Origin of the sequence: Streptomyces sp. JH34, assembly GCF_029428875.1 — a bacterium.
GTDB lineage: Bacteria > Actinomycetota > Actinomycetes > Streptomycetales > Streptomycetaceae > Streptomyces.
Window position 1 is genome coordinate 6,309,105 of sequence record NZ_JAJSOO010000001.1, and the last position, 18,865, is coordinate 6,327,969.

The window sequence follows — 18,865 nt, forward strand, 5'->3', positions numbered from 1 at the left end:
CCGTCCTTCCGTCTCCCTCCGGTGAGCCTGGGCACCTGGCGGATGCGCGGACCGGCGGCCCGCAGGGGAGTGGAGGAGGCGCTCGCCCTCGGATACCGCTGCGTCGACACCGCGACCGGATACGGCAACGAGCGGGACGTCGGAGCGGGGATCCGCGCCTCGGGCATCGAGCGCGGTGACCTGCTGGTCGTCACCAAGTTCCCCGAGGAGGACGCCGGACGTGAACGCGAGACGCTGCTGCGCAGCCTGGACCTGCTCGGCGTGGACCACCTGGACCTCTGGCTGGTCCACGGACCGCTGGACCCCGACGGGTCCCTGGCCGTGTGGGAACGGTTCGTCGAAGCCCGGGAGGCGGGCCTGGCCCGCGCCATCGGCGTGAGCAACTTCCTGCCCACGCAGGTGGACGACCTCGTCGCCCGCTCGGGCGTGGTCCCGGCGGTGAACCAGGTCGCCTTCGGGCCGCGTCTCCTCGACCCCGTCCTCGCCCGTCACCACGCAGCCCTGGGCATCGTGGTCCAGGGCCACAGCCCGTTCAGCGAGAACGACCTGCGGCACCCCGTGCTGCGGGCCGCCGCCGGGCACCACGGCCGTAGCGTCCACCAGATCCTGCTGCGCTGGCACCTCGAACACGGGGTGCCGGCCGTGGCCAAGGCGGCCTCTCCCGCCCATCTCGCCGCGAACCTCACGGCCCACGAGTTCACCCTGGCTCCCGCCGAGGTGGAGGCCATCGACCGCATCGCCGACGACGCGTGGAAGGGGCCGGCCCGGTGAGAGTCCACCTGGAGTCCGTCCACCGCACCTACCGGGTGCGCCGGATCCCCGAGACCGGAGGCCGGCTCGCCCGGCTGCTGCGCAGGGCGGGCGGCGAGGTGGAGGCGCTGCGGGGCATCGACCTGCGGGTGGACGAGGGCGAGGCGGTCGGCTACATCGGGCTCAACGGGGCGGGCAAGTCCACCACCATGAAACTCGTCGCCGGGATCCTCACACCGACCTCAGGCCGGGTCACGGTGGACGGCCGCGATCCGCACGGAGACCGCCGCCGTCTCTCCGCGGAGCTCGGATATCTGGCCGCCCAGCGGGCCAGCCTCTGGTGGGACCTGCCGGTGAGGGACTCCTACGAGCTGCTCCGGCGGGTCTACGACATCGAACCGGCCCTCTTCCGGCGCCGCCACGACGACCTCGTCGCCCGCCTCGGCATCGGACGGCACCTCGGCACTCCCGTACGTGAACTCTCCCTCGGCAACCGCACCCGTGCCGAACTGGTGGGCACACTGCTCCACGCGCCGCGTCTGCTCCTGCTCGACGAACCGACCATCGGCCTCGACATCTTCGCGCGTGAGGCCATCTGCGACGTCCTGCGCGACCTCCGCCAGGACACCGCGCCCACCGTCCTCATGGCCAGTCACGACCTGCGGGACGTCGAGGCGATCTGCGACCGCATCGTCATGATCGACGACGGTCGGCTGGTGTACGACGGGAAGATCGACGAGCTCAGGGCACTCGGAGGCGGCCGTCGCACGCTGGTGATCCACCACGCGGCGGGCCACCGGCTGCCCCCGCTGCCCGGACCGGCCCGGGCCGAGGCACGGACCCGCACCGTCACCACGTACGCCTTCGCCCAGGGGGAGCTGCCGGGCGGACTCCTCACCGACCTCTTCGCCGATCCGCAGGTCGACGACGTGCGGATCGAGGCTCCCAGTCTGGAGACGCTCATCAAGGACCTCTACCTGGAGGGCCCGTGACGGGCACCCTGCGAAGGGGGTGGCAGACCCGGTGGGCCATCGCCGGAACGCAGGTGAAACTGGCCTTCCACTACCGGACCCGCGCCTTCGCGCAGGGGATCGGCGCCCTCCTGCTGATCGGTCTTCAGATGGCCCTGTGGAGTGCCGTGTACGCCGGCGGGGACGGCCAGGTGCGGGAGGGCGGGCTGACCCTGCACCAGACGACGGTGTACGCCGCCGCCGGGACGGTCTGGGTGCTGTGCCTGCCGGGCCTCGCCCTGGCCCGGCAGCTGGAGACGAAGATCAGGGACGGCCGGATCGTCACCGAACTCCTGCTGCCGACCGGGTTCATGACGCAGTGGTTCTCCGCCGCGCTCGGCCGCACGGCCGGCGTCACCGTGCTCGTCGGCGTGCCCGCGTCGATCGCCGGAGCCGCGGTCCTGTACCCCTTCACCCTCGATCCCGCCCACGCCGGGCGCCTGGTGCTGACAACCGTCATCGCCTTCGTCATCCTCTTCGACTTCAGCTATCTGATCGGTCTGTCGGCCTTCTTCATCCGCCGTGTCGAAGGGCTCAACGAGATCCGCGAGGCACTTCTGCTCCTGCTCGGCGGCTCGATGATGCCGATCTCGCTCTACCCGGCCGGACTGCGGGACGCGGCGGTCTGGACCCCCTTCGTCCACGGCTTCTACACCCCGCTCGGCACCCTGGTACGGGATCCCTTCGTCGACGCCCGGGTCGTCGCCCTCGGCGCCTGCTGGGCGGTCCTGCTGTCCGCGGCCGCTGTCCTGTGCACGCGTGCCGCCCTGCGGAAGCTGGTGATCGCCGGTGGATGAGACCCTGGCCGGGCTGCGGAAGTCCGCGGGAATCGCGCTGCTCGCCACCCGGATGAACTTCCGGAGCCACCTGGTGCACCCGGGCGAGGTCGTACTGGCGAACATCGGGGCCCTGGTCCAGGCGGTGTCCGGGGCAGCCGTCCTCATGCTGGCCCTCTCCGCCTCGGACGGCATCCACGGCTGGACTCTGGCCGAGTGGGCGGCGCTCACGGGATTCACCACGGTGGCCCGCGCCCTGTGGAACACGGTCTTCTTCGGCACCCTCGACATCCCGGACATGGTGCGCAGCGGGGAGCTCGACCACTACCTGGTCCGACCGGCGGACCCACTGGTGCTCATCCTGTTCTCGAAGGTGGACACGGACGTCTGGATCGAGATCGCCGTGGGGACGGGCATGCTCGGCGTCGCCCTCCACGTCAGCGGGGCGGAGCTCTCCGGGCCGGTCCTGCTCTTCGTCCCCCTCGCACTGGCCGGGTCGGCACTGGTCTTCGCCGCCATGCACCTCGCCGTCACCGCCCTGTCCTTCTGGCTGCGGCAGGACGCGATGCTGAGCATGCTGATCTGGCGTCTGGACACCTTCGCGCAACTGCCGATGAGCTTCTACCCGAAGTGGCTGATGACGGTGTTCTCCACGGTCGTGCCGTTCGCCTTCGTCGGCTACTTCCCCTGCCTCTACATCCTCGGCAGGACCGACTCGCCGTTCGTCTGGCTCCTGCCTCTCGCGGGGCCCCTGCTGTGCCTGCCCGCGGTCCTGCTCTGGCGGACCGGGATCGACCGCTACTCCAGCACCGGTTCATGAGGAGCCCGCCATGAACGACCGCGACGTGTTCGAGCGTGACGGCTACCTGGTGGCCGACCTGTACTCCGAGGACGAGGTGGCGGAGCTGAAGAAGATGCTGTCCGGCCTCATCGACCCCCCGCACTCCGGCCACCCCCGGCTGCACGTCCACGCCGCGTCCGGAACGCCCCTGCCCCACCTCGATCCCTACAACCCGTACGCGGTATGGAAAATCGTCAACACGCCCCTGGCCGGGGACGACTGGTACGCCCTCATCCACGACGAGCGGGTCCTGGACGTCGTGGGGGATTTACTGGGGCCCGACATCAACTTCCACATGGGATTCGCCCGGCTGCGCCCTTCCCGGCTGAGGGCCGAGGAGGGCTGGCACCGGGACCTCGACACGGACCGGCACACCCGGCCCGAGCTGGTCACCGCACTGATCTACCTCGACGACATGGACGCCGAGTCCGGCGCCACGCTCGTGTGGCCGGGAAGCCATCTCCGCCACGAGCCCGAGCCCGAGGCCCACGAGGTGGTGCCGGTGCGCGCCCGGCCGGGGGCGGTGCTGTTCCTGCACTGCCTCACCGTGCACCGCGCCAGCAGCAACACGACGGACCGCCACCGGTCCATCCTGATCCATGAGTACAAGAGCGCGCGGACCGTGGAACTCACCCCCAACGACGCCGCCTTCGGCGATCTCCCGATGCGCAGAGGAGGCCGGGCCCCGGCCGGTTCGGTGAACCGGCGCGCGTGAGCGCCCCGGCACGGGGCCGGGGCGCTCACCGGGGCGCGGGTCCTAAGCCGCCTGGGGCTGGAGGAACCGGGCCAGCAGGTCGTCCAGGCTCACCATGCCGGTGAGCCGCCCCGAGGTGTCCCGGACGACGGCGAGCGAGGCCCGGCGCCGCCGCAGCAGCTCGATGGCCTCGGCGACCGTGGCGTCCCCGGTCAGTTCGGGCACGGGCCGGGCCAGCTCACGCGCCGAGGCCGCCCGTCCCTGGGCGCGCGCGACGAGGACGTCCCGGGCGTGCACCGAGCCCAGGACGGTCCCCTGCCGGAGGACCAGCAGCCGTGTGCGGTCGGTGTCGGCCGCCAGGCGCAGGATCTGTTCCGCGTCCGCGTCGCCGTCGACGGCGGAGATGCCGGAAGCGGGAACCTGCAGGTCGCGCACCGGGGTGTCCGGCTCGGTGAGAGAGCGCGTCAGCAGTTCGGAGTCGGTCTCGCTGATCAGGCCCAGCCGCTCGGACTCCTCCACCAGATGTGTGAGCTGCTCGCGGTTGTGGACGGAGGTCAGCTCGTCGCGCGGGGTGACCCTGCACATCCGTACCAGTGCGTTGCTGATCCTGTTCAGGACCCAGATCAGCGGGCGCACCGTCTTCACGACGCTCCGGAAGGGCGGGGAGAGCAGCATCGCGGAGCGCTCGGGGTGGGCGATGGCCCAGGACTTGGGCGCCATCTCACCGAGCACCATGTGCAGGAAGACCACGACGATCATCGCCACCGCGAACGCGACGCCGTAACTGAGCGCGGTGGGAAGCCCCAGGTCGTGCAGCAGCGGGTCCAGCTCGTGGGAGATCGCCGGCTTGGAGACCGAACCCAGGCCCAGCGTGCACACCGTGATGCCGAGCTGGGCGCCGGCCAGCATCAGTGACAGCTCGCGCATTCCGGCCAGCGCCGCCTTGGCGCCGCGCCGGCCCTCGGCCACGGCCTTCTCCATGCGGTGCCGTCTGGCGGCGACCAGTGCGAACTCGGCCGCCACGAAGAAACCGCTGCCGACCAGCAGCAGCACGGTGACGAAGAGCGCCATCGGGAAACTCATGCCTGCTCCTCCGGCCGGTCGGCCAGACGCTCGATACGGATGCGCTCCGGCACGTGCCGGTCAAGAGCGCGTACGTCGATGGCCGCGACCGCCCCGTGGGCCAGCGGCACCGTGAGACGGTCGCCGATGGCCGGGAAGCGCCCGAGCCGGTCGACGATCAGGCCGGCCACGGTGTCGTAGTCCTCATCGGCGGGCAGCTCGATCCCGGTGGCCTCCGCCACCTCGTCCAGGCGGCGCCCGGCGTCCACGATCCATCCGCCGCCGTCGGCGACGGCCACTTCGGTGACCGTGTCGGACTCGTCGGCGATGTCACCCACGAGCTCCTCGGCGATGTCCTCGTACGTGACGACCCCGGCGACGCCGCCGTGCTCGTCCAGGACGACCGCGAACTCGTCGTCCCGCTCCCGCATCCGCTCCACGGCAGCCGGCAGCGGCAGGGTGTCCGGCAGCAGCAGCGCCCCGCGTGCCACCGCACCGGCGGTCGCTGCGGTGTGCCGGCCCGCGGGCAGCGCCATGAGCTCCCGCACGCCCAGCACGCCCGCGACGTCGTCGGGGTGGTCGCCGAGGACCGGGTAGTTGGAGTGGCCGTGCCTGCCGATGAGGCCGATCGCCTCGGCGGCCGTGGCGTCCCTGCGGACGAAGACCGCGTCGGCCCGCGGCACCATCACCGCGTGCAGGGTCCGCTCCGAGAACTCCAGCGCGTGGTCGAGCAGTTCGGCCGTACCGCGCGGCAGCTGGCCCTGCTCGTGCGACTCGCCGATCAGGTGGCCGAGCTCCTCCAGGGTGGCACCGTGGTGCAGCTCCTCGACCGGCTCGATGCCGACCTTCCGCAGCAGCTTGTTCGCCGCCCCGTCGAAGATCCGCACCACCGGGCCGACGACCTTGAGATACGCCAGCGTGGAGCCGGCGAGCGACTTCGCCAGCCGCTCCGGGACGGCGATGGCCAGATTCTTAGGGGCCAGCTCGCCCAGCACCATCTGCACCACCGTGGCCAGGACGAACGCGAGCACCACGGAGATTCCGCCGAGGGCGCCCTCGGGGATGCCGAGACCGGACAGGGCCGGACGCAGGAGCGCGGAGACGGAGGGCTCGGCGATGAATCCGACGACCAGACCGGTCACGGTGATACCGAGCTGGGCGCCCGACAGCATGAACGACAACCGTCCGAGCACGGTCAGCGCCCGCGCCGCCTTCCTGTCACCTGCCTCGGCCTCCCGTGCGAGGGCGAGCCGGTCGGCGGAGACGTACGCGAACTCCTGGGCGACGAAGTAGCCGGTACCCGCGGTCAGCACGAAGACGGACAGCACGCCGAGCCACGCCTGCACGGCACTCATCCGACACCACCCCGCCGCGTGCCGTGCTCAGGAAGCGCTGGGCGGGACGGCCGGGGACCGTATCCCGAAGGGTCCGTCGATCTGGCGGACAAGCGAGGGCTCCTCATCTAGGCGTGCACACACACAACGATTCTGACCGGAACCACGTTCCCGGCCACCGGGCGCACGGCCCGCGCCCCGGTCCACAGGCGCAACTCTATGCTTCTACGCCCTTGTAGAAGATGCGTGGCCCCCGGTCGGGCCGCGTACTCCCCGGCCGGGGCCCGCCTCCCCGCGCCGTGAGCCGATGCCGGACGGCCCGCGGCAACCGGCCGTCTACTCGGACAAACGGTCGATATGCCGTCTTTCAGCCCGCACGCGCCGCGTGTCCGGGCACGTGAGGAGGGCCGACGCCATGGCCGGCAGTGAACTCGTCGGTCGGCACGGGGAGCGAGCCCTGCTCGACCGCGTCCTGACCCAGGCCCGGTCGGGGTCCGGCGGCTCGGCCGTCCTGCTGCGCGGGGAAGCCGGGGCCGGACAGCGCATCGCCGCGCGGGGCGCCGACGCCGAGGGCGCCCCGCTGCTGGACCGCGCCGCCATCCTCGGTCACGACCCCGACGATCGGGCCCGCCGCATGACCTGGGCAGCCGTGACCGCCGCGTACCTCAGGCGGGGACCGTCTCCGGATGCAGCACTACCTTCGTCCACCCCGCCTGCCGCGTGTCGAAGTTCTCGTAGGCGCTGGGCGCCTCGTCGAGCGTGAGCTCGTGCGAGACGAGGAAGGACGGTTCCGCCTCGCCACCGGCGATCAGGTCGCGCAGGGCCCGGTTGTAGCGCTTGACCGGAGCCTGGCCGGTTCCCATCGTCTGACCCTTGAACCACATCAGCCCGTAGTCCAACGGGATCTTCCCCTTGGCCTGCAGCGCGTTCTGCGCTTCCTCACCGCCCGGGTCCTCGGGCAGGAACACACCGACGACGCCGAGTCCGCCGGTGAAGCGCACCGAGTCGATGAGCTGGTTGAGCGTGAGGGACGCGTCCTCCTGGCCCTGCGGATCGTGGGCCTGGTAGCCCACGCACTCGCAGCCGTTGTCCGCTCCGAGTCCGAGTGTGGCCTCCTTGACCACCTCGGCCGGGTTCTCCTTGCTCGTGTCGATCGCGATCGCGCCCACCTGCTCCGCGAGCGCCAGCCGGTCCGGCTGGTGATCGGCGACCCACACGCGTCCCGCGCCCTTGAGCACGGCGGAGTACGCGGCCATCAGCCCGACGGGCCCGGCCCCGAAGACCACGGTCTGGTCACCCGGCTTCACGCCCGCCATCTCGGTCGCGTGATAGCCCGTCGGGAAGATGTCGGCGAGCATCACGTAGTCCTTCTGCCGCTCTACGGCGTCCTCGCCGAGCCGCAGCGCGTTGAAGTCACCGTGCGGGACGCGCAGGTACTCCGCCTGGCCACCGGCGTACGGTCCCATCTCGGCGAACCCGTACGCCGCGCCGGCCATGGCCGGATCGGGCTGCATGGTGAGGCAGTAGTTCGTCAGCCCCCGCTCGCACTGCTTGCAGAACCCGCAGGCGATGTTGAAGGGCAGGACGACGTACTCTCCCACCTTCACCTTGCTGATCCCCGAACCGACCTCCACGACCTCGCCCATGTTCTCGTGCCCGAGGCTGCGCCCCTGCTCGAAGGACGTACGCCCCTCGTACATGTGCAGATCCGATCCGCATATGTTCGTGGAGGTGATCCGGACGATGATGTCGTTGGGGTGTTCGATCCTCGCGTCGGGGACCTCGCTGACGCTGACGTCGTGCGGGCCGTTGTACACCACTGCCTTCATGCCGAGCCACGCTTTCCGGCCACCCGGCCGAACCGATGCGCCGCCCCTGGCGGCGAGGGGTACGGGTGATCCGCTCTCGTTGTCCTGGGCACCCGTCACGGTCGTGCGCAGGGGCGCTTCCGCGCCGGGCTCGTCCTACCAGCCTGTCACCGGGCGGGCGGCGTGGCGAACGCGCGGCGGGATCCGTGGAGGCCGGACCGGATCCTCCACTCAGGGACGACGGCCTGGACACTCTCCCGCCGGCCGCCGGGTACGTGGCGGCCGCCACAGCGGGCGCCCGTGCCGTGCCGTCCCGCTCCGGCGGATCCCGTGGCGGCGGCGGAGAAGCGGCGTACGGGCGGCCGATGTGACGCGCGCTCCCCGCTCACGACGGGTGGGGTGGGGCGCCCGCCCGGCACCCCACCCCTGACCCGCCCTGCGGTGCGTGTACCCCGCCGGGGCTAGTTGATGGCCTTGATGAGCTCACCGTTCGCCGTGTCGCCGCTGAGCTCCCAGAAAAAGGTGCCGCCCAGGCCCTGCTGGTTCTTGTAGTCCATCTTCGTGGCGATGGTGGCCGGAGTGTCGTAGCTCCACCAGTTGGTCCCGCAGTGGGCGTACGCGGTGCCGGCGACCGTGCCGGTGACCGGGCAGCTGTCCTTCAGGACCTTGTAGTCCTCGATGCCCGCCTCGTACGTCCCCGGGGCCGCCCCGGTCGCCGTGCCGCCCGGCTCGGACTGGGTGACGCCGGTCCAGCCGCGACCGTAGAAGCCGATGCCCAGCAGGAGCTTCTCCGCGGGGATGCCCAGGACCTTGAGCTTGGAGATCGCCGCGTCGCTGTCGAAGCCCTCCGTGGGGATGCCCGGGTAGGAGGTCAGCGGCGAGTGCGGAGCCGTCGGTCCCTGCGCCGCGAACGCGCCGAAGAAGTCGTACGTCATCGGGTTGTACCAGTCGAGGTACCGGGCCGCCCCCGCGTAGTCCACCGCGTCGATCTTGCCGCCGTCGGATCCGTCCGCGGTGATCGCCGAGGTGATCAGGTTGTCCGTGCCGAACTTCGACCGCAGCGCGGACAGGAGCTCCCCGTACGCGTCGCGTCCGCTCGTGTCACAGGTCAGGCCGCAGGCGTTCGGGTACTCCCAGTCGATGTCGATGCCGTCGAAGACATCGGCCCAGCGCGGGTCCTCGACCAGGCTGTAGCAGGAGTCGGCGAAGGCGGCCGGGTTCTTCGCGGCCTCGGCGAAGCCGCCGGACCAGCTCCACCCACCGAAGGACCAGATGACTTTCAGGTCGGGGTGCAGCTTCTTCAGCTTGCGCAACTGGTTGAAGTTCCCGCGCAGTTCCTGGTCCCAGGTGTCCGCGACGCCGTCCACCGACTGGTCGGCCGTGTAGGCCTTCTCGTGGTCGGCGTAGCTGTCCCCGATGGTGCACTTGCCGCCCTGGACGTTGCCGAAGGCGTAGTTGATGTGCGTCAGCTTGTCGGCCGAGCCCGAGGTCTCGATGTTCTTGACGTGGTAATCGCGTTGGTAGACACCCCAGTTGGTGAAGTATCCGACCACCTTGTCGCCGGCCGCGGCCGGGGCGGCCTCGACGGCCGGCGGGGCGGAGGCGGCGGGGGTCGCACCGGCGGAGGACGTACCCGCGACGCCGAGCAGCGCGGCTCCCAGCGCGGCGGTGCAGACGGTGGCGGCGAGTGCCCGGAGACGGGCCCGGGGACGGTGAAGTCCGGTCATTGTGGCTCCTCGTGGGGGAGGGCTTGGGTGTGGGGGGCCTGCCCCGTCCACCTGTTATTGGCATGGACGCGATGAGGCATTGGGGCAGACCGTAGAAGGACTAGACCAGTTGGGTCAATGGTTCGGACCAATTTCCCTGATCGCGGCTCCCGCCACCCGGTGACGCATGCGCTCCGATCGGGCATACTCAACGCGCCACAGCCGCTGGCCAGCGCCTCCCGTGATCCGGGAAGGCAGGATCGGCTGCGGAGCCGTACATTTCCGGGCGTCGCCCGGGACCACCCGGCGGTGCCGCGCACACCCCGCGCGACCGCCGTCACGCCCGACAGGGAGGAGAGCGCCGTCATGTCCGACCGTGCCCCGCAGCCGGTGGAACGCCGTCTGCCCAGCGAGGAGTCCCGGCAGCTCGTCGAGCTCGTACGCGACATCGTGTCGAAGGAGATCACTCCACGGGCGGCCGAGGAGGAGGAAGCGGGGCTCTTCCCGCGCCCGCTCTTCACCCTCCTCTCCGAAGCCGGCCTGCTCGGCCTGCCGTACGACTCCGCACACGGTGGCGGTGACCAGCCGTACGAGGTCTACCTCCAGGTCCTGGAGGAGCTGGCCGCCGCCCGCCTCACCGTCGGCCTCGGAGTCAGCGTCCACTCCCTCTCCTGCCACGCGCTCGCCGGATACGGAACCGAGGAGCAACGGGCCGCCCACCTCCGGGCGATGCTCGCCGGCGGCCTGCTCGGCGCCTACTGCCTCTCGGAGCCGTCCTCGGGCTCCGACGCCGCCTCCCTCCGCACGAAAGCCGTCCGGGACGGCGAGGACTGGGTGCTCACCGGGACCAAGGCGTGGATCACGCACGGCGGCATCGCCGACTTCTACACGGTGCTGGCGCGTACCGGGGAGGACGGCCCCCGGGGCATCACCGCCTTCCTCGTCCCCGGTGACGCCGAGGGCCTCGGCGCGGCCCTGCCCGAGAAGAAGATGGGCATGAAGGGCTCGCCCACCGCCCAACTGCACTTCGACGGCGTACGGATCTCCGGCGACCGCCGTATCGGCGACGAGGGGCAGGGGTTCGCCATCGCCCTGTCCGCACTCGACTCGGGGCGCCTCGGGATCGCCGCGTGTGCCGTCGGTGTGGCCCAGGCGGCGTTGGACGAGGCGGTCGGATACGCCACCGACCGGCGGCAGTTCGGCCGTCCCGTCGCGGACTTCCAGGGGCTGCGGTTCATGCTCGCCGACATGGCGACCCAGATCGAGGCCGGCCGGGCGCTCTATCTGGAGGCGGCACGGCTCCGCGACGCGGGCCTGCCGTTCTCGCGGCAGGCGGCGATGGCGAAGCTCTTCTGCACCGATGCGGCCATGAGGGTGACGACCGACGCGGTCCAGGTGCTCGGGGGCTACGGCTACACCCTCGACTTCCCGGTCGAGCGGCTGATGCGCGAGGCCAAGGTGCTCCAGATCGTCGAGGGCACCAATCAGATCCAGCGCATGGTCATCGCCCGTCACCTCGCGGGTCCCGAGACGCGCTGACCCGGAGGGGCCGGTCGGACCAGACCGGTGTCGTCATGATCCGGTTCCACTCCTGGTCATGGCGGCCCGGCAGGGTCCGGCCCGTGCTCTCCCAATGGCGCAGCATGGCCCGGTAGATGGGCGGGTCGGTGCTGTGCGGCACGGACTGCCGTGCGGGTTCCTGGGACGACGGACCGGACCGGGGAACCGGTCCTCCGGGCGTCGGTGCGGCGAGACGGCGGCGGGCGGGGCCGGCCGTTGAATGCAGCGTGGTCATACAGAGCCAACGCCGTCACGCGGTCCGGGGTCACTGTCCGGAGGATTCGCGCGCCCGTTCCTCGGGTGCCGCGGCCACCGGCCGCCCGGTGTACTGCCGCACCACGCCGGCCCGGCCGTCGTGGTGCGCGCGGGACGCGCCCTCGGGCGCGGGGACGTCAGGCGGCGTGCCGTCGCGACTGCGGCACGTACCGCAGGGGGCGAGAACCCGGGCCGCCGGCGTGCGAGAAGGGCTGCATCCGCCAGTCCAGCCCCTGAGGGAGCGTCAGCAGCAGTGCTGTCTCCTGCTCCTGGACCTCCAGCGACTCGTCCGCCGGGCGCGCCAGCGAGGCGTCGCGGTTCGTTCCCGGGCAGACCGTGAGGACGAACGGGTTCCACGGCGTGGCGCACAGCGCGTGCTCGGGGAGCACGTCCTCGTCCGCCAGCAGGGCGATCGGCTGGGAGCAGTCCGGGCAGATCACCCGGTACATCTCGAAGGTGTCGTACGCGTCGAGGACGGTGTCCTCGTCCGGAGCGGTGAACGCGTCGTTCACCGCGTCCGTATCGGGCTCAGCTTCGGTGCGTCCGGTGAGCTTCAGGCTCTGCATGGGTCTTTCCCCCCTCGGGTGGGCCGGCATGGCGCCACGGCCTCGGCCACAGCAAGCACTGCCCGTCAGAAGTCGCCCGTAACCGCGAGGCCGTCGGCTACCCACCCGTAAACATGTGGCATTGGTCACATGCCCCTCGAACGTGCCCTTCCGGGGCCCTCGTGACTGTGCCTGGAGAGCCCTGTGGCCATAGGTTGATCCGCATGGAGGAGCTGGACCGTCAGATCGTGGAGTTGCTCGTCAAGGACGGGCGGATGAGCTACACCGACCTGGGCAAGGCCACGGGCCTTTCCACGTCGGCCGTACATCAGCGGGTCCGCCGGCTGGAGCAGCGCGGGGTGATCCGGGGCTATGCCGCGGTCGTCGACCCCGAGGCCGTCGGCCTGCCCCTCACCGCGTTCATCTCGGTGAAACCCTTCGACCCGAGCGCACCCGACGACATCGCCGAACGGCTCGCCGGTGTGCCGGAGCTGGAGGCGTGCCACAGCGTCGCGGGCGACGAGAACTACATCCTCAAGGTGCGGGTCGCCAGTCCCCTGGAGCTCGAGCACCTGCTCACCCGGATCCGGACGCTGGCCGGCGTCTCCACCCGTACGACCGTCGTCCTCTCCACGCCGTACGAGGCCCGGCCGCCGCGCATCTGAGGCGTCCCGCCCGGCGCCGGGGAGGGGGCCGGGGGAGGGGCCGGTCCCGGCAGGCGCGAGACTGGTCCCATGACCGAGAGCGCCGCCCCCCAGAGCGAACACCGCACCGTGCTGCTGCGCGGTGGAGACGTCCACAGCCCCGCCGATCCGTTCGCCACCGCGATGGTCGTCGAACGCGGCCATGTCGCCTGGGTGGGGTCGGAGGGGGCCGCCGACGCCTTCGCGAGCGGTGTCGACGTGGTGATCGACTTGGAGGGGGCCCTGGTCACCCCCGCTTTCACCGACTCCCACGTCCACACCACGTCGACCGGACTGGCCCTCACCGGGCTGGACCTCTCCGGGGCGCGCACGCTTCCCGAGGCCCTCGGGCTCGTGCGCGCGTTCGCGAACGGCCGGACGGACGGCGGGGTGATCCTCGGTCACGGCTGGGACGCGGCCCGCTGGCCCGAACAGCGTCCCCCGTCGCGCCGCGAGCTCGACGAGGCGGCCGGAGGCAGGCCCCTCTACCTGCCCCGGGTGGACGTCCACTCGGCCGTCGTGACCACGGCGCTCCTCGACCTGGTCCCGGGCGTCACCGGGATGGCCGGCTACCACCCCGACGCCGCCCTGACCGGCGACGCCCACCACGCGGTGCGTGCGGCGGCCCACGGCGCGGTCACCCCGGCGCAGAGGGCCCGGGCCCAGCGTGCCGCGCTCGCGCACGCCGCCTCGCTGGGGATCGGCACCGTGCACGAGTGCGCGGGCCCCGAGATCTCGGACGAGGAGGACTTCACCGCGCTCCTGGAGCTCGCGTCCGAGCGGCCGGGGCCCCGGGTCTTCGGCTACTGGGCCGAGCCCGTCGAGGACGCGAAGGACGCCAGGCGGATCCGCGAGCTCGGCGCCGTGGGCGCGGCCGGTGACCTCTTCGTGGACGGTTCCCTGGGCTCGCACACCGCCCTCCTGCACGAGCCGTACGCGGACGCCCCGCACACCGGCAGCGCCCGGCTCGACGCCGCACGGATCGCCGCACACGTGACGGCGTGCACCGAGGCGGGACTCCAAGCCGGTTTCCACGCCATCGGCGACGCGGCGGTCTCCGCCGTGGTGGCGGGTGTCCGGACCGCCGCGGAGTCCCTCGGGCTCGCCCGGATCCGGGCCGCCAGGCACCGGGTGGAGCACGCCGAGATGCTCACCCCGGAGACCGTCGCCGCCTTCGCCGAGCTGGGTCTCACCGCCTCCGTCCAGCCCGCCTTCGACGCGGCCTGGGGCGGCGCCGACGGCATGTACGCCCGGCGCCTCGGCGTGGAGCGCGCCGCGACGCTCAACCCGTACGCCGCCCTGCTCCGCGCCGGTGTGCCCCTCGCCTTCGGCTCGGACAGCCCGGTCACCCCGCTGGACCCCTGGGGGACCGTGCGGGCCGCCGCCCATCACCGCACACCCGGGCACCGGGTCTCCGTGCGCGCCGGTTTCACCGCGCACACGCGGGGCGGCTGGCGGGCCGTCGGTCGGGACGACGGGGGCGTGCTCGTCCCGGGAGCACCGGCCGACTACGCCGTCTGGCGTACCGGCGACCTGCTGGTCCAGGCCCCCGACGACCGGGTGGCGCGCTGGTCGACCGACCCGCGCTCCGGCACCCCCGGCCTGCCCGATCTCACCCCCGGAGCCGACCTTCCGGTCTGTCTCCGCACTGTGGTGTTCGGACAAAATGTCTACGTACGGCCGAACGAGTGACGTCGCGGAATTCAGTACCGCCGATCGAAGGCGCGGGGACTCCGCCCCGACCTGCCCGTCCGCAGTGCTGACCAGGCGTTTTCCGAAGAAATGGCAGGTCGGGCGACTGTTGACAGGAAGCGCCCACGGGCCGGTAGGTTCGGCCGGGTCCACCACTGGACGTCCGACCGGTCAGACCTTCACGCAGTCGTCGAACGCCGCTGGGTCATGTGGGGTGGTGTGCCGCACCGGCGCACCACCGCTGACAGCCAGGTTCAGCGCCCGCGCCTCGGGGGCGAGGGAAGGTTCCGTCCGGACGGCAGGTGAGACCCGGGTGGGGCCCGGAGGTTCAGTAGACAACGGCTCTCGGTCGACCCGCAGCCAGCGGATCCCAGGTCGGCCCGAAGGACGCCGGGCCCCCACCCGCAGTGCTGCCCTTCTGTCCGCAGTTCCACGCTTCTGTCCGCGCGGGCGTACGCCACCCCGCACCGTGTCGGAGCCGCGCCGCCCCGTGCTGGATATGGTGTGCTCCTGCGTACGGACTTTAAGGGGCAGTAGTGAACGACGGCGGTCAGAGGCAGTTCGGCCCGCTCGGCAGAGTCTTGGTGATCATTCCGACCTACAACGAGGCCGAGAACGTCAAGCTCATCGTCGCCCGGGTGCGCGCCGCCGTTCCGGAAGCGGACATCCTCGTCGCCGACGACAACAGCCCCGACGGCACCGGCAAGGTCGCCGACGAGCTGGCGGTCGGGGACAGCCACGTGCACGTCCTGCACCGCAAGGGCAAGGAAGGGCTCGGCGCCGCCTACCTGGCCGGTTTCCGCTGGGGCTCCGAGCACGGCTACGGCGTCCTGGTCGAGATGGACGCGGACGGCTCGCACCAGCCGGAGGAGCTGCCCCGCCTCCTGACCGCCCTGAAGGGCGCCGACCTGGTCCTCGGCTCGCGCTGGGTGCCCGGCGGCCGGGTGGTCAACTGGCCCCGGCACCGCGAGATGATCTCCCGCGGCGGCAGTCTCTACTCCCGGATGCTGCTGGGCCTCTCCGTCCGGGACGTCACCGGCGGTTACCGGGCCTTCCGCACCGAGACCCTGGACGGCCTCGGCCTCGAGGAGGTCGCCTCGCAGGGTTACTGCTTCCAGGTCGACCTCGCCCGGCGGGCCGTCGAGGCGGGCTACCACGTCGTCGAGGTGCCGATCACCTTCATGGAGCGCGAGATCGGTGACTCCAAGATGAGCCGCGACATCCTCGTGGAGGCTCTGTGGCGGGTCACCGGCTGGGGCATCACCGGCCGGGCCAACAAGGTGCTGGGCCGCAAGGCCCCCTGACCGGCCCGGCCGCCTCGCCGCAGGGCCCGACCGGCCCGGCGGGGCCGCGGGCATCCTCATGATCACCCCCTTACGCCGCCTGCACGCCCGTACAGGCACACTGGGGGCATGACGACCGGCACACCGCCTCCGACCCGTCCACGGCGCTCACGCGCCCGTACCCTCCTGCCGCTGGGCATCGCCGCCTGGCTGGTGCTGGAGATCTGGCTGCTGACCGTGGTGGCCGGCGCGGCCAACGGCTTCGTCGTGCTGCTGATCCTGGTCGCCGGCGCCGTGCTCGGTGCCGCGGTGATCAAGCGGGCGGGCCGGCGCGCCTTCCGCAACCTCACCGAGACCCTTCAGCGGATGCCCGGACAACCCGGCGCTCCGGCAGGACCGGCCGAGGCTCCGGCCGGCAGCAAGGGCAACGGCCTCCTGATGCTGGGGGGCCTCCTCCTGATGATCCCCGGCATCATCTCCGACGCGGCAGGGCTCCTGCTCCTGCTGCCCCCGGTCCGCACCCTGCTCGGACGCCTCGCGGAGCGCTCCCTGGACCGCCGGATGAGTTCGGCGACGCCCGGAGGGCTCTCGGACGTCTTCCAGCAGGCCCGGATCCACCGGCCGGACGGCAAGGTCGTCCAGGGTGAGGTCATCCGCGAGGACGGCGCACCCGCGCGTCCCCGTCCGGACGACGGCCCGGGCTCGGACCGACCGCCGCTGATCCCCTGAGCGCGGGTCCCGCCGCTGTCTCCTCCGGCACCGGGGAGACAGCGGCGGGACCCACCGGACACACCAAGAGCCGCGGGCCACGACACATGTGCTGTGTCGCGGCCCGCGGCTCTTGAAATGTGCGGTGTCAGCCGGTCAGGCGGACTTCCTGCTGTCCCGCGGGTGCACGGCGATGTTCATGGCACCGGAGCGGAGAACCGCCAGCCTCTCGGCCAGCACCTCTTCCAGCTCCTCGCGGGTGCGCCGCTCCATGAGCATGTCCCAGTGCGTACGCGCAGGCTTGCCCTTCTTCTCTTCGGGGCCATCCCCGTCCACCAGGAGTGCCGTGGCGCCGCACGCCTTGCACTCCCACTCCGGCGGAATTTCCGCCTCTACCGAGAACGGCATCTCAAATCGATGTCCGTTCGGGCATGCGTACTCCACCGCCTGGCGCGGGGCCAGATCGATGCCGCGGTCCGTCTCGTAGCTGGTAACCACGAGTCGCGTGCCGCGGAGAGCTCGCTCACTCATGAATCGTGCCTCCCGGGCTTGTCGCCCACAGGACAGGTGTCGCTGTCGTCGTCATCCGGTCAACGTCCGGTCGGCGGCAAAGATTCCCGTTGCCGGTCATGCGTCGCCCGTCGTGCCGCTGCTTGGTCTGGGTTGCTTACCCATCGGTGCCCGGTTTGTCACCTCTGGCCGACGTTGTCACCCAACGGTTCGACGTCTTCCTCTCGCAGTAACGGTCCTCCGGGCAGGCCAAAGGCGTACACTACCGGCCTTTCACTTCGACGTCTAAATCCGTTCCGGAACGGGATTGCCCGCGGCGGCCACCGCGGCCCGCACGGGCACCCTCGCCAGGAGGGCCGAGCCGACCGCGAAGAACAGCACCAGGGACAGGATCGCATCCCGGTAACTGCCGGTGAGCTGGTACCCGAGACCGAAGACCAGGGGCCCCAGCCAGCTGAGTCCCCGGTCGCTCATCTCGTAGGCGGAGAAGTACTCCGCCTCCTTCCCACGGGGTATCAGGTGCGAGAACAGCGACCGCGAGAGAGCCTGGCTGCCGCCCATCACGAGCCCGATCGCGGCCGCGAGGACATAGAAGAACACCGGCGCGTCGGAGGGCAGTACGTACGCCGCGGCGAGGATCAGGGTCCAGACCGCCAGCGACGCCAGAATCGTGCGTTTCGCTCCGTACACCCGGGCGAGTCGCCCCATTCCCAGGGCCCCGGCCACCGCGAGCACCTGCACGAGCAGCACCGCTGTGATCAGGGTCGTCTGATCGAGGCCGAGTTCCTCGGAGCCGTACAGGGAGGCCTGGGAGATCACCGTCTGGATGCCGTCGTTGTAGACCAGATAGGCGAGCAGGAACGACAGCGTCAGCGGATGGCGGCGCATGTCGCGCAGCGTCGCCCGCAGCTGCCGCCAGCCGGAGCCGACCGCTCCGTCGCCGCCGGCCACGACCCGCCGGTCGCGCAGCCGCCGCAGCGGTACGAGGGCGAAGGCGCCCCACCACACACCGGCGGAGGCGATGCAGATCCGGACCGCGTCGGACTCCGACAGTCCGAAGGAGTCGTGTCCCGTGTAGAGGACCAGGTTCAGGACGAGGACGAACGCGCCCGAGGTGTAGCCGAACGCCCAGCCGCGCGAGGAGACCGCGTCGCGTTCCTCCGGGGTGGCGATCTGGGGCAGATAGGCGTTGTAGAGGGCCATCGACACGGAGATCGACGCGTTCGCCACGATCAGCAGGAAGGCGCCCAGGAGATAGCGGTCGCCGTCCAGGAAGAACATGCAGGCCGTCGCCGTCGCGCCCGTGTAGGCGGCCGCGGCGAGCAGGGGCTTCTTGCGCCCCGTGCGGTCCGCCGCCGCACCCACGACCGGCATCACGACGACCGCCACGACGATGGACACGGACACGGAGTACGCGAAGAGCGACCCCGCCCGGACGGGTATGCCCAGCGGGTGCACGAACCCGTCCGCGTCGGCGGCCGCCCTGGCTGTCGACGTCAGGTACGGACCGAGGAACACCGTCAGTACGCTGGTGGAGTAGACGGAGCACGCGAAGTCGTAGAAGTACCAGCCGCGTTGTTCCCGCCTGCGTTCGGCGGTCCCGGCCGGATCCGCGGTCCCTGTGGTACCGGTGCTCACACCGCGCCCC

At 71.4% G+C, this 18,865-nt stretch carries 18 protein-coding genes; 10 read left to right on the plus strand and 8 right to left on the minus strand.

Translation table 11 applies throughout. The features are described from left to right. Positions 1-21 precede the first annotated feature (21 nt). From LWJ43_RS28425 to LWJ43_RS28445, 5 genes are read left to right on the plus strand one after another with little or no spacing between them, the layout of a single operon-like run. Entirely contained in the window at positions 22-771 is a 750-nt protein-coding gene (locus LWJ43_RS28425) for an aldo/keto reductase (RefSeq protein WP_277335030.1), read from the plus strand. Beyond that, entirely contained in the window at positions 768-1,742 is a 975-nt protein-coding gene (locus tag LWJ43_RS28430) for an ATP-binding cassette domain-containing protein (RefSeq protein ID WP_277335031.1), read from the plus strand. Before LWJ43_RS28425 ends, LWJ43_RS28430 begins: the two co-directional genes overlap by 4 nt. After that, on the plus strand, positions 1,739-2,557 hold the full coding sequence (locus LWJ43_RS28435; RefSeq protein ID WP_277335032.1) for an ABC transporter permease: 819 nt from the start codon (positions 1,739-1,741) through the stop codon (positions 2,555-2,557). The genes LWJ43_RS28430 and LWJ43_RS28435 overlap by 4 nt, the downstream gene beginning before the upstream one ends. Further along, positions 2,550-3,356, plus strand: a complete 807-nt coding sequence (locus LWJ43_RS28440; protein ID WP_277335033.1) for an ABC transporter permease — start codon at positions 2,550-2,552, stop codon at positions 3,354-3,356. The genes LWJ43_RS28435 and LWJ43_RS28440 overlap by 8 nt, the downstream gene beginning before the upstream one ends. A 10-nt stretch (positions 3,357-3,366) precedes the next feature. Continuing rightward, a complete protein-coding gene (locus tag LWJ43_RS28445) occupies positions 3,367-4,092 on the plus strand; it encodes a phytanoyl-CoA dioxygenase family protein (RefSeq protein WP_277335034.1) in 726 nt (241 codons plus the stop codon). A 42-nt stretch (positions 4,093-4,134) separates the two neighbouring features. Here LWJ43_RS28445 and LWJ43_RS28450 read toward each other — a convergent pair whose 3' ends face one another. The 5 genes from LWJ43_RS28450 to LWJ43_RS28470 form a co-directional block, all read right to left on the minus strand. Continuing rightward, the gene (locus tag LWJ43_RS28450) at positions 4,135-5,154 is read right to left on the minus strand and encodes a hemolysin family protein (protein WP_277335035.1); all 1,020 of its coding nucleotides are present in this window, start codon (positions 5,152-5,154) and stop codon (positions 4,135-4,137) included. Then, complete coding sequence (locus LWJ43_RS28455; RefSeq protein WP_277335036.1) at positions 5,151-6,488, minus strand: hemolysin family protein; 1,338 nt, start codon at positions 6,486-6,488, stop codon at positions 5,151-5,153. The genes LWJ43_RS28450 and LWJ43_RS28455 overlap by 4 nt, the downstream gene beginning before the upstream one ends. 346 nt (positions 6,489-6,834) lie before the next feature. Beyond that, entirely contained in the window at positions 6,835-7,077 is a 243-nt protein-coding gene (locus tag LWJ43_RS28460) for a hypothetical protein (RefSeq protein ID WP_277335037.1), read from the minus strand. Positions 7,078-7,132: 55 nt separating this feature from the next. Beyond that, positions 7,133-8,296, minus strand: coding sequence for a glutathione-independent formaldehyde dehydrogenase (locus LWJ43_RS28465; protein WP_277335038.1), 1,164 nt, complete (start codon positions 8,294-8,296; stop codon positions 7,133-7,135). A 440-nt stretch (positions 8,297-8,736) separates the two neighbouring features. After that, entirely contained in the window at positions 8,737-10,002 is a 1,266-nt protein-coding gene (locus LWJ43_RS28470) for a glycoside hydrolase family 18 protein (RefSeq protein ID WP_277335039.1), read from the minus strand. 345 nt (positions 10,003-10,347) lie between these two features. On the opposite strand from LWJ43_RS28470, the gene LWJ43_RS28475 reads away from it, so the two are divergent. Next, positions 10,348-11,520: an acyl-CoA dehydrogenase family protein gene (locus LWJ43_RS28475; RefSeq protein WP_277335040.1), complete on the plus strand. Its 1,173-nt coding sequence runs from the start codon at positions 10,348-10,350 to the stop codon at positions 11,518-11,520. Positions 11,521-11,933: 413 nt separating this feature from the next. On the opposite strand, the gene LWJ43_RS28480 is transcribed toward LWJ43_RS28475, so the two are convergent. Continuing rightward, positions 11,934-12,362 (minus strand): hypothetical protein, encoded by a 429-nt coding sequence (locus LWJ43_RS28480; RefSeq protein ID WP_277335041.1) that lies wholly within the window; start codon positions 12,360-12,362, stop codon positions 11,934-11,936. A 203-nt stretch (positions 12,363-12,565) separates the two neighbouring features. On the opposite strand from LWJ43_RS28480, the gene LWJ43_RS28485 reads away from it, so the two are divergent. From LWJ43_RS28485 to fxsA, 4 genes are all read left to right on the plus strand, one after another. Continuing rightward, positions 12,566-13,006, plus strand: coding sequence for an Lrp/AsnC family transcriptional regulator (locus tag LWJ43_RS28485; RefSeq protein WP_277335042.1), 441 nt, complete (start codon positions 12,566-12,568; stop codon positions 13,004-13,006). Between the two features lie 69 nt (positions 13,007-13,075). Beyond that, a complete protein-coding gene (locus tag LWJ43_RS28490) occupies positions 13,076-14,716 on the plus strand; it encodes an amidohydrolase (protein WP_277335043.1) in 1,641 nt (546 codons plus the stop codon). Positions 14,717-15,252: 536 nt separating this feature from the next. Further along, positions 15,253-16,020: a polyprenol monophosphomannose synthase gene (locus LWJ43_RS28495; protein ID WP_277335044.1), complete on the plus strand. Its 768-nt coding sequence runs from the start codon at positions 15,253-15,255 to the stop codon at positions 16,018-16,020. A 108-nt stretch (positions 16,021-16,128) separates the two neighbouring features. Continuing rightward, complete coding sequence (gene fxsA / locus LWJ43_RS28500; RefSeq protein WP_277335045.1) at positions 16,129-16,728, plus strand: FxsA family membrane protein; 600 nt, start codon at positions 16,129-16,131, stop codon at positions 16,726-16,728. A 135-nt stretch (positions 16,729-16,863) separates the two neighbouring features. On the opposite strand, the gene LWJ43_RS28505 is transcribed toward fxsA, so the two are convergent. After that, on the minus strand, positions 16,864-17,238 hold the full coding sequence (locus LWJ43_RS28505; RefSeq protein ID WP_014044757.1) for an RNA polymerase-binding protein RbpA: 375 nt from the start codon (positions 17,236-17,238) through the stop codon (positions 16,864-16,866). A 264-nt stretch (positions 17,239-17,502) separates the two neighbouring features. Beyond that, positions 17,503-18,855: an MFS transporter gene (locus LWJ43_RS28510; protein WP_277335046.1), complete on the minus strand. Its 1,353-nt coding sequence runs from the start codon at positions 18,853-18,855 to the stop codon at positions 17,503-17,505. Positions 18,856-18,865 lie beyond the last annotated feature (10 nt).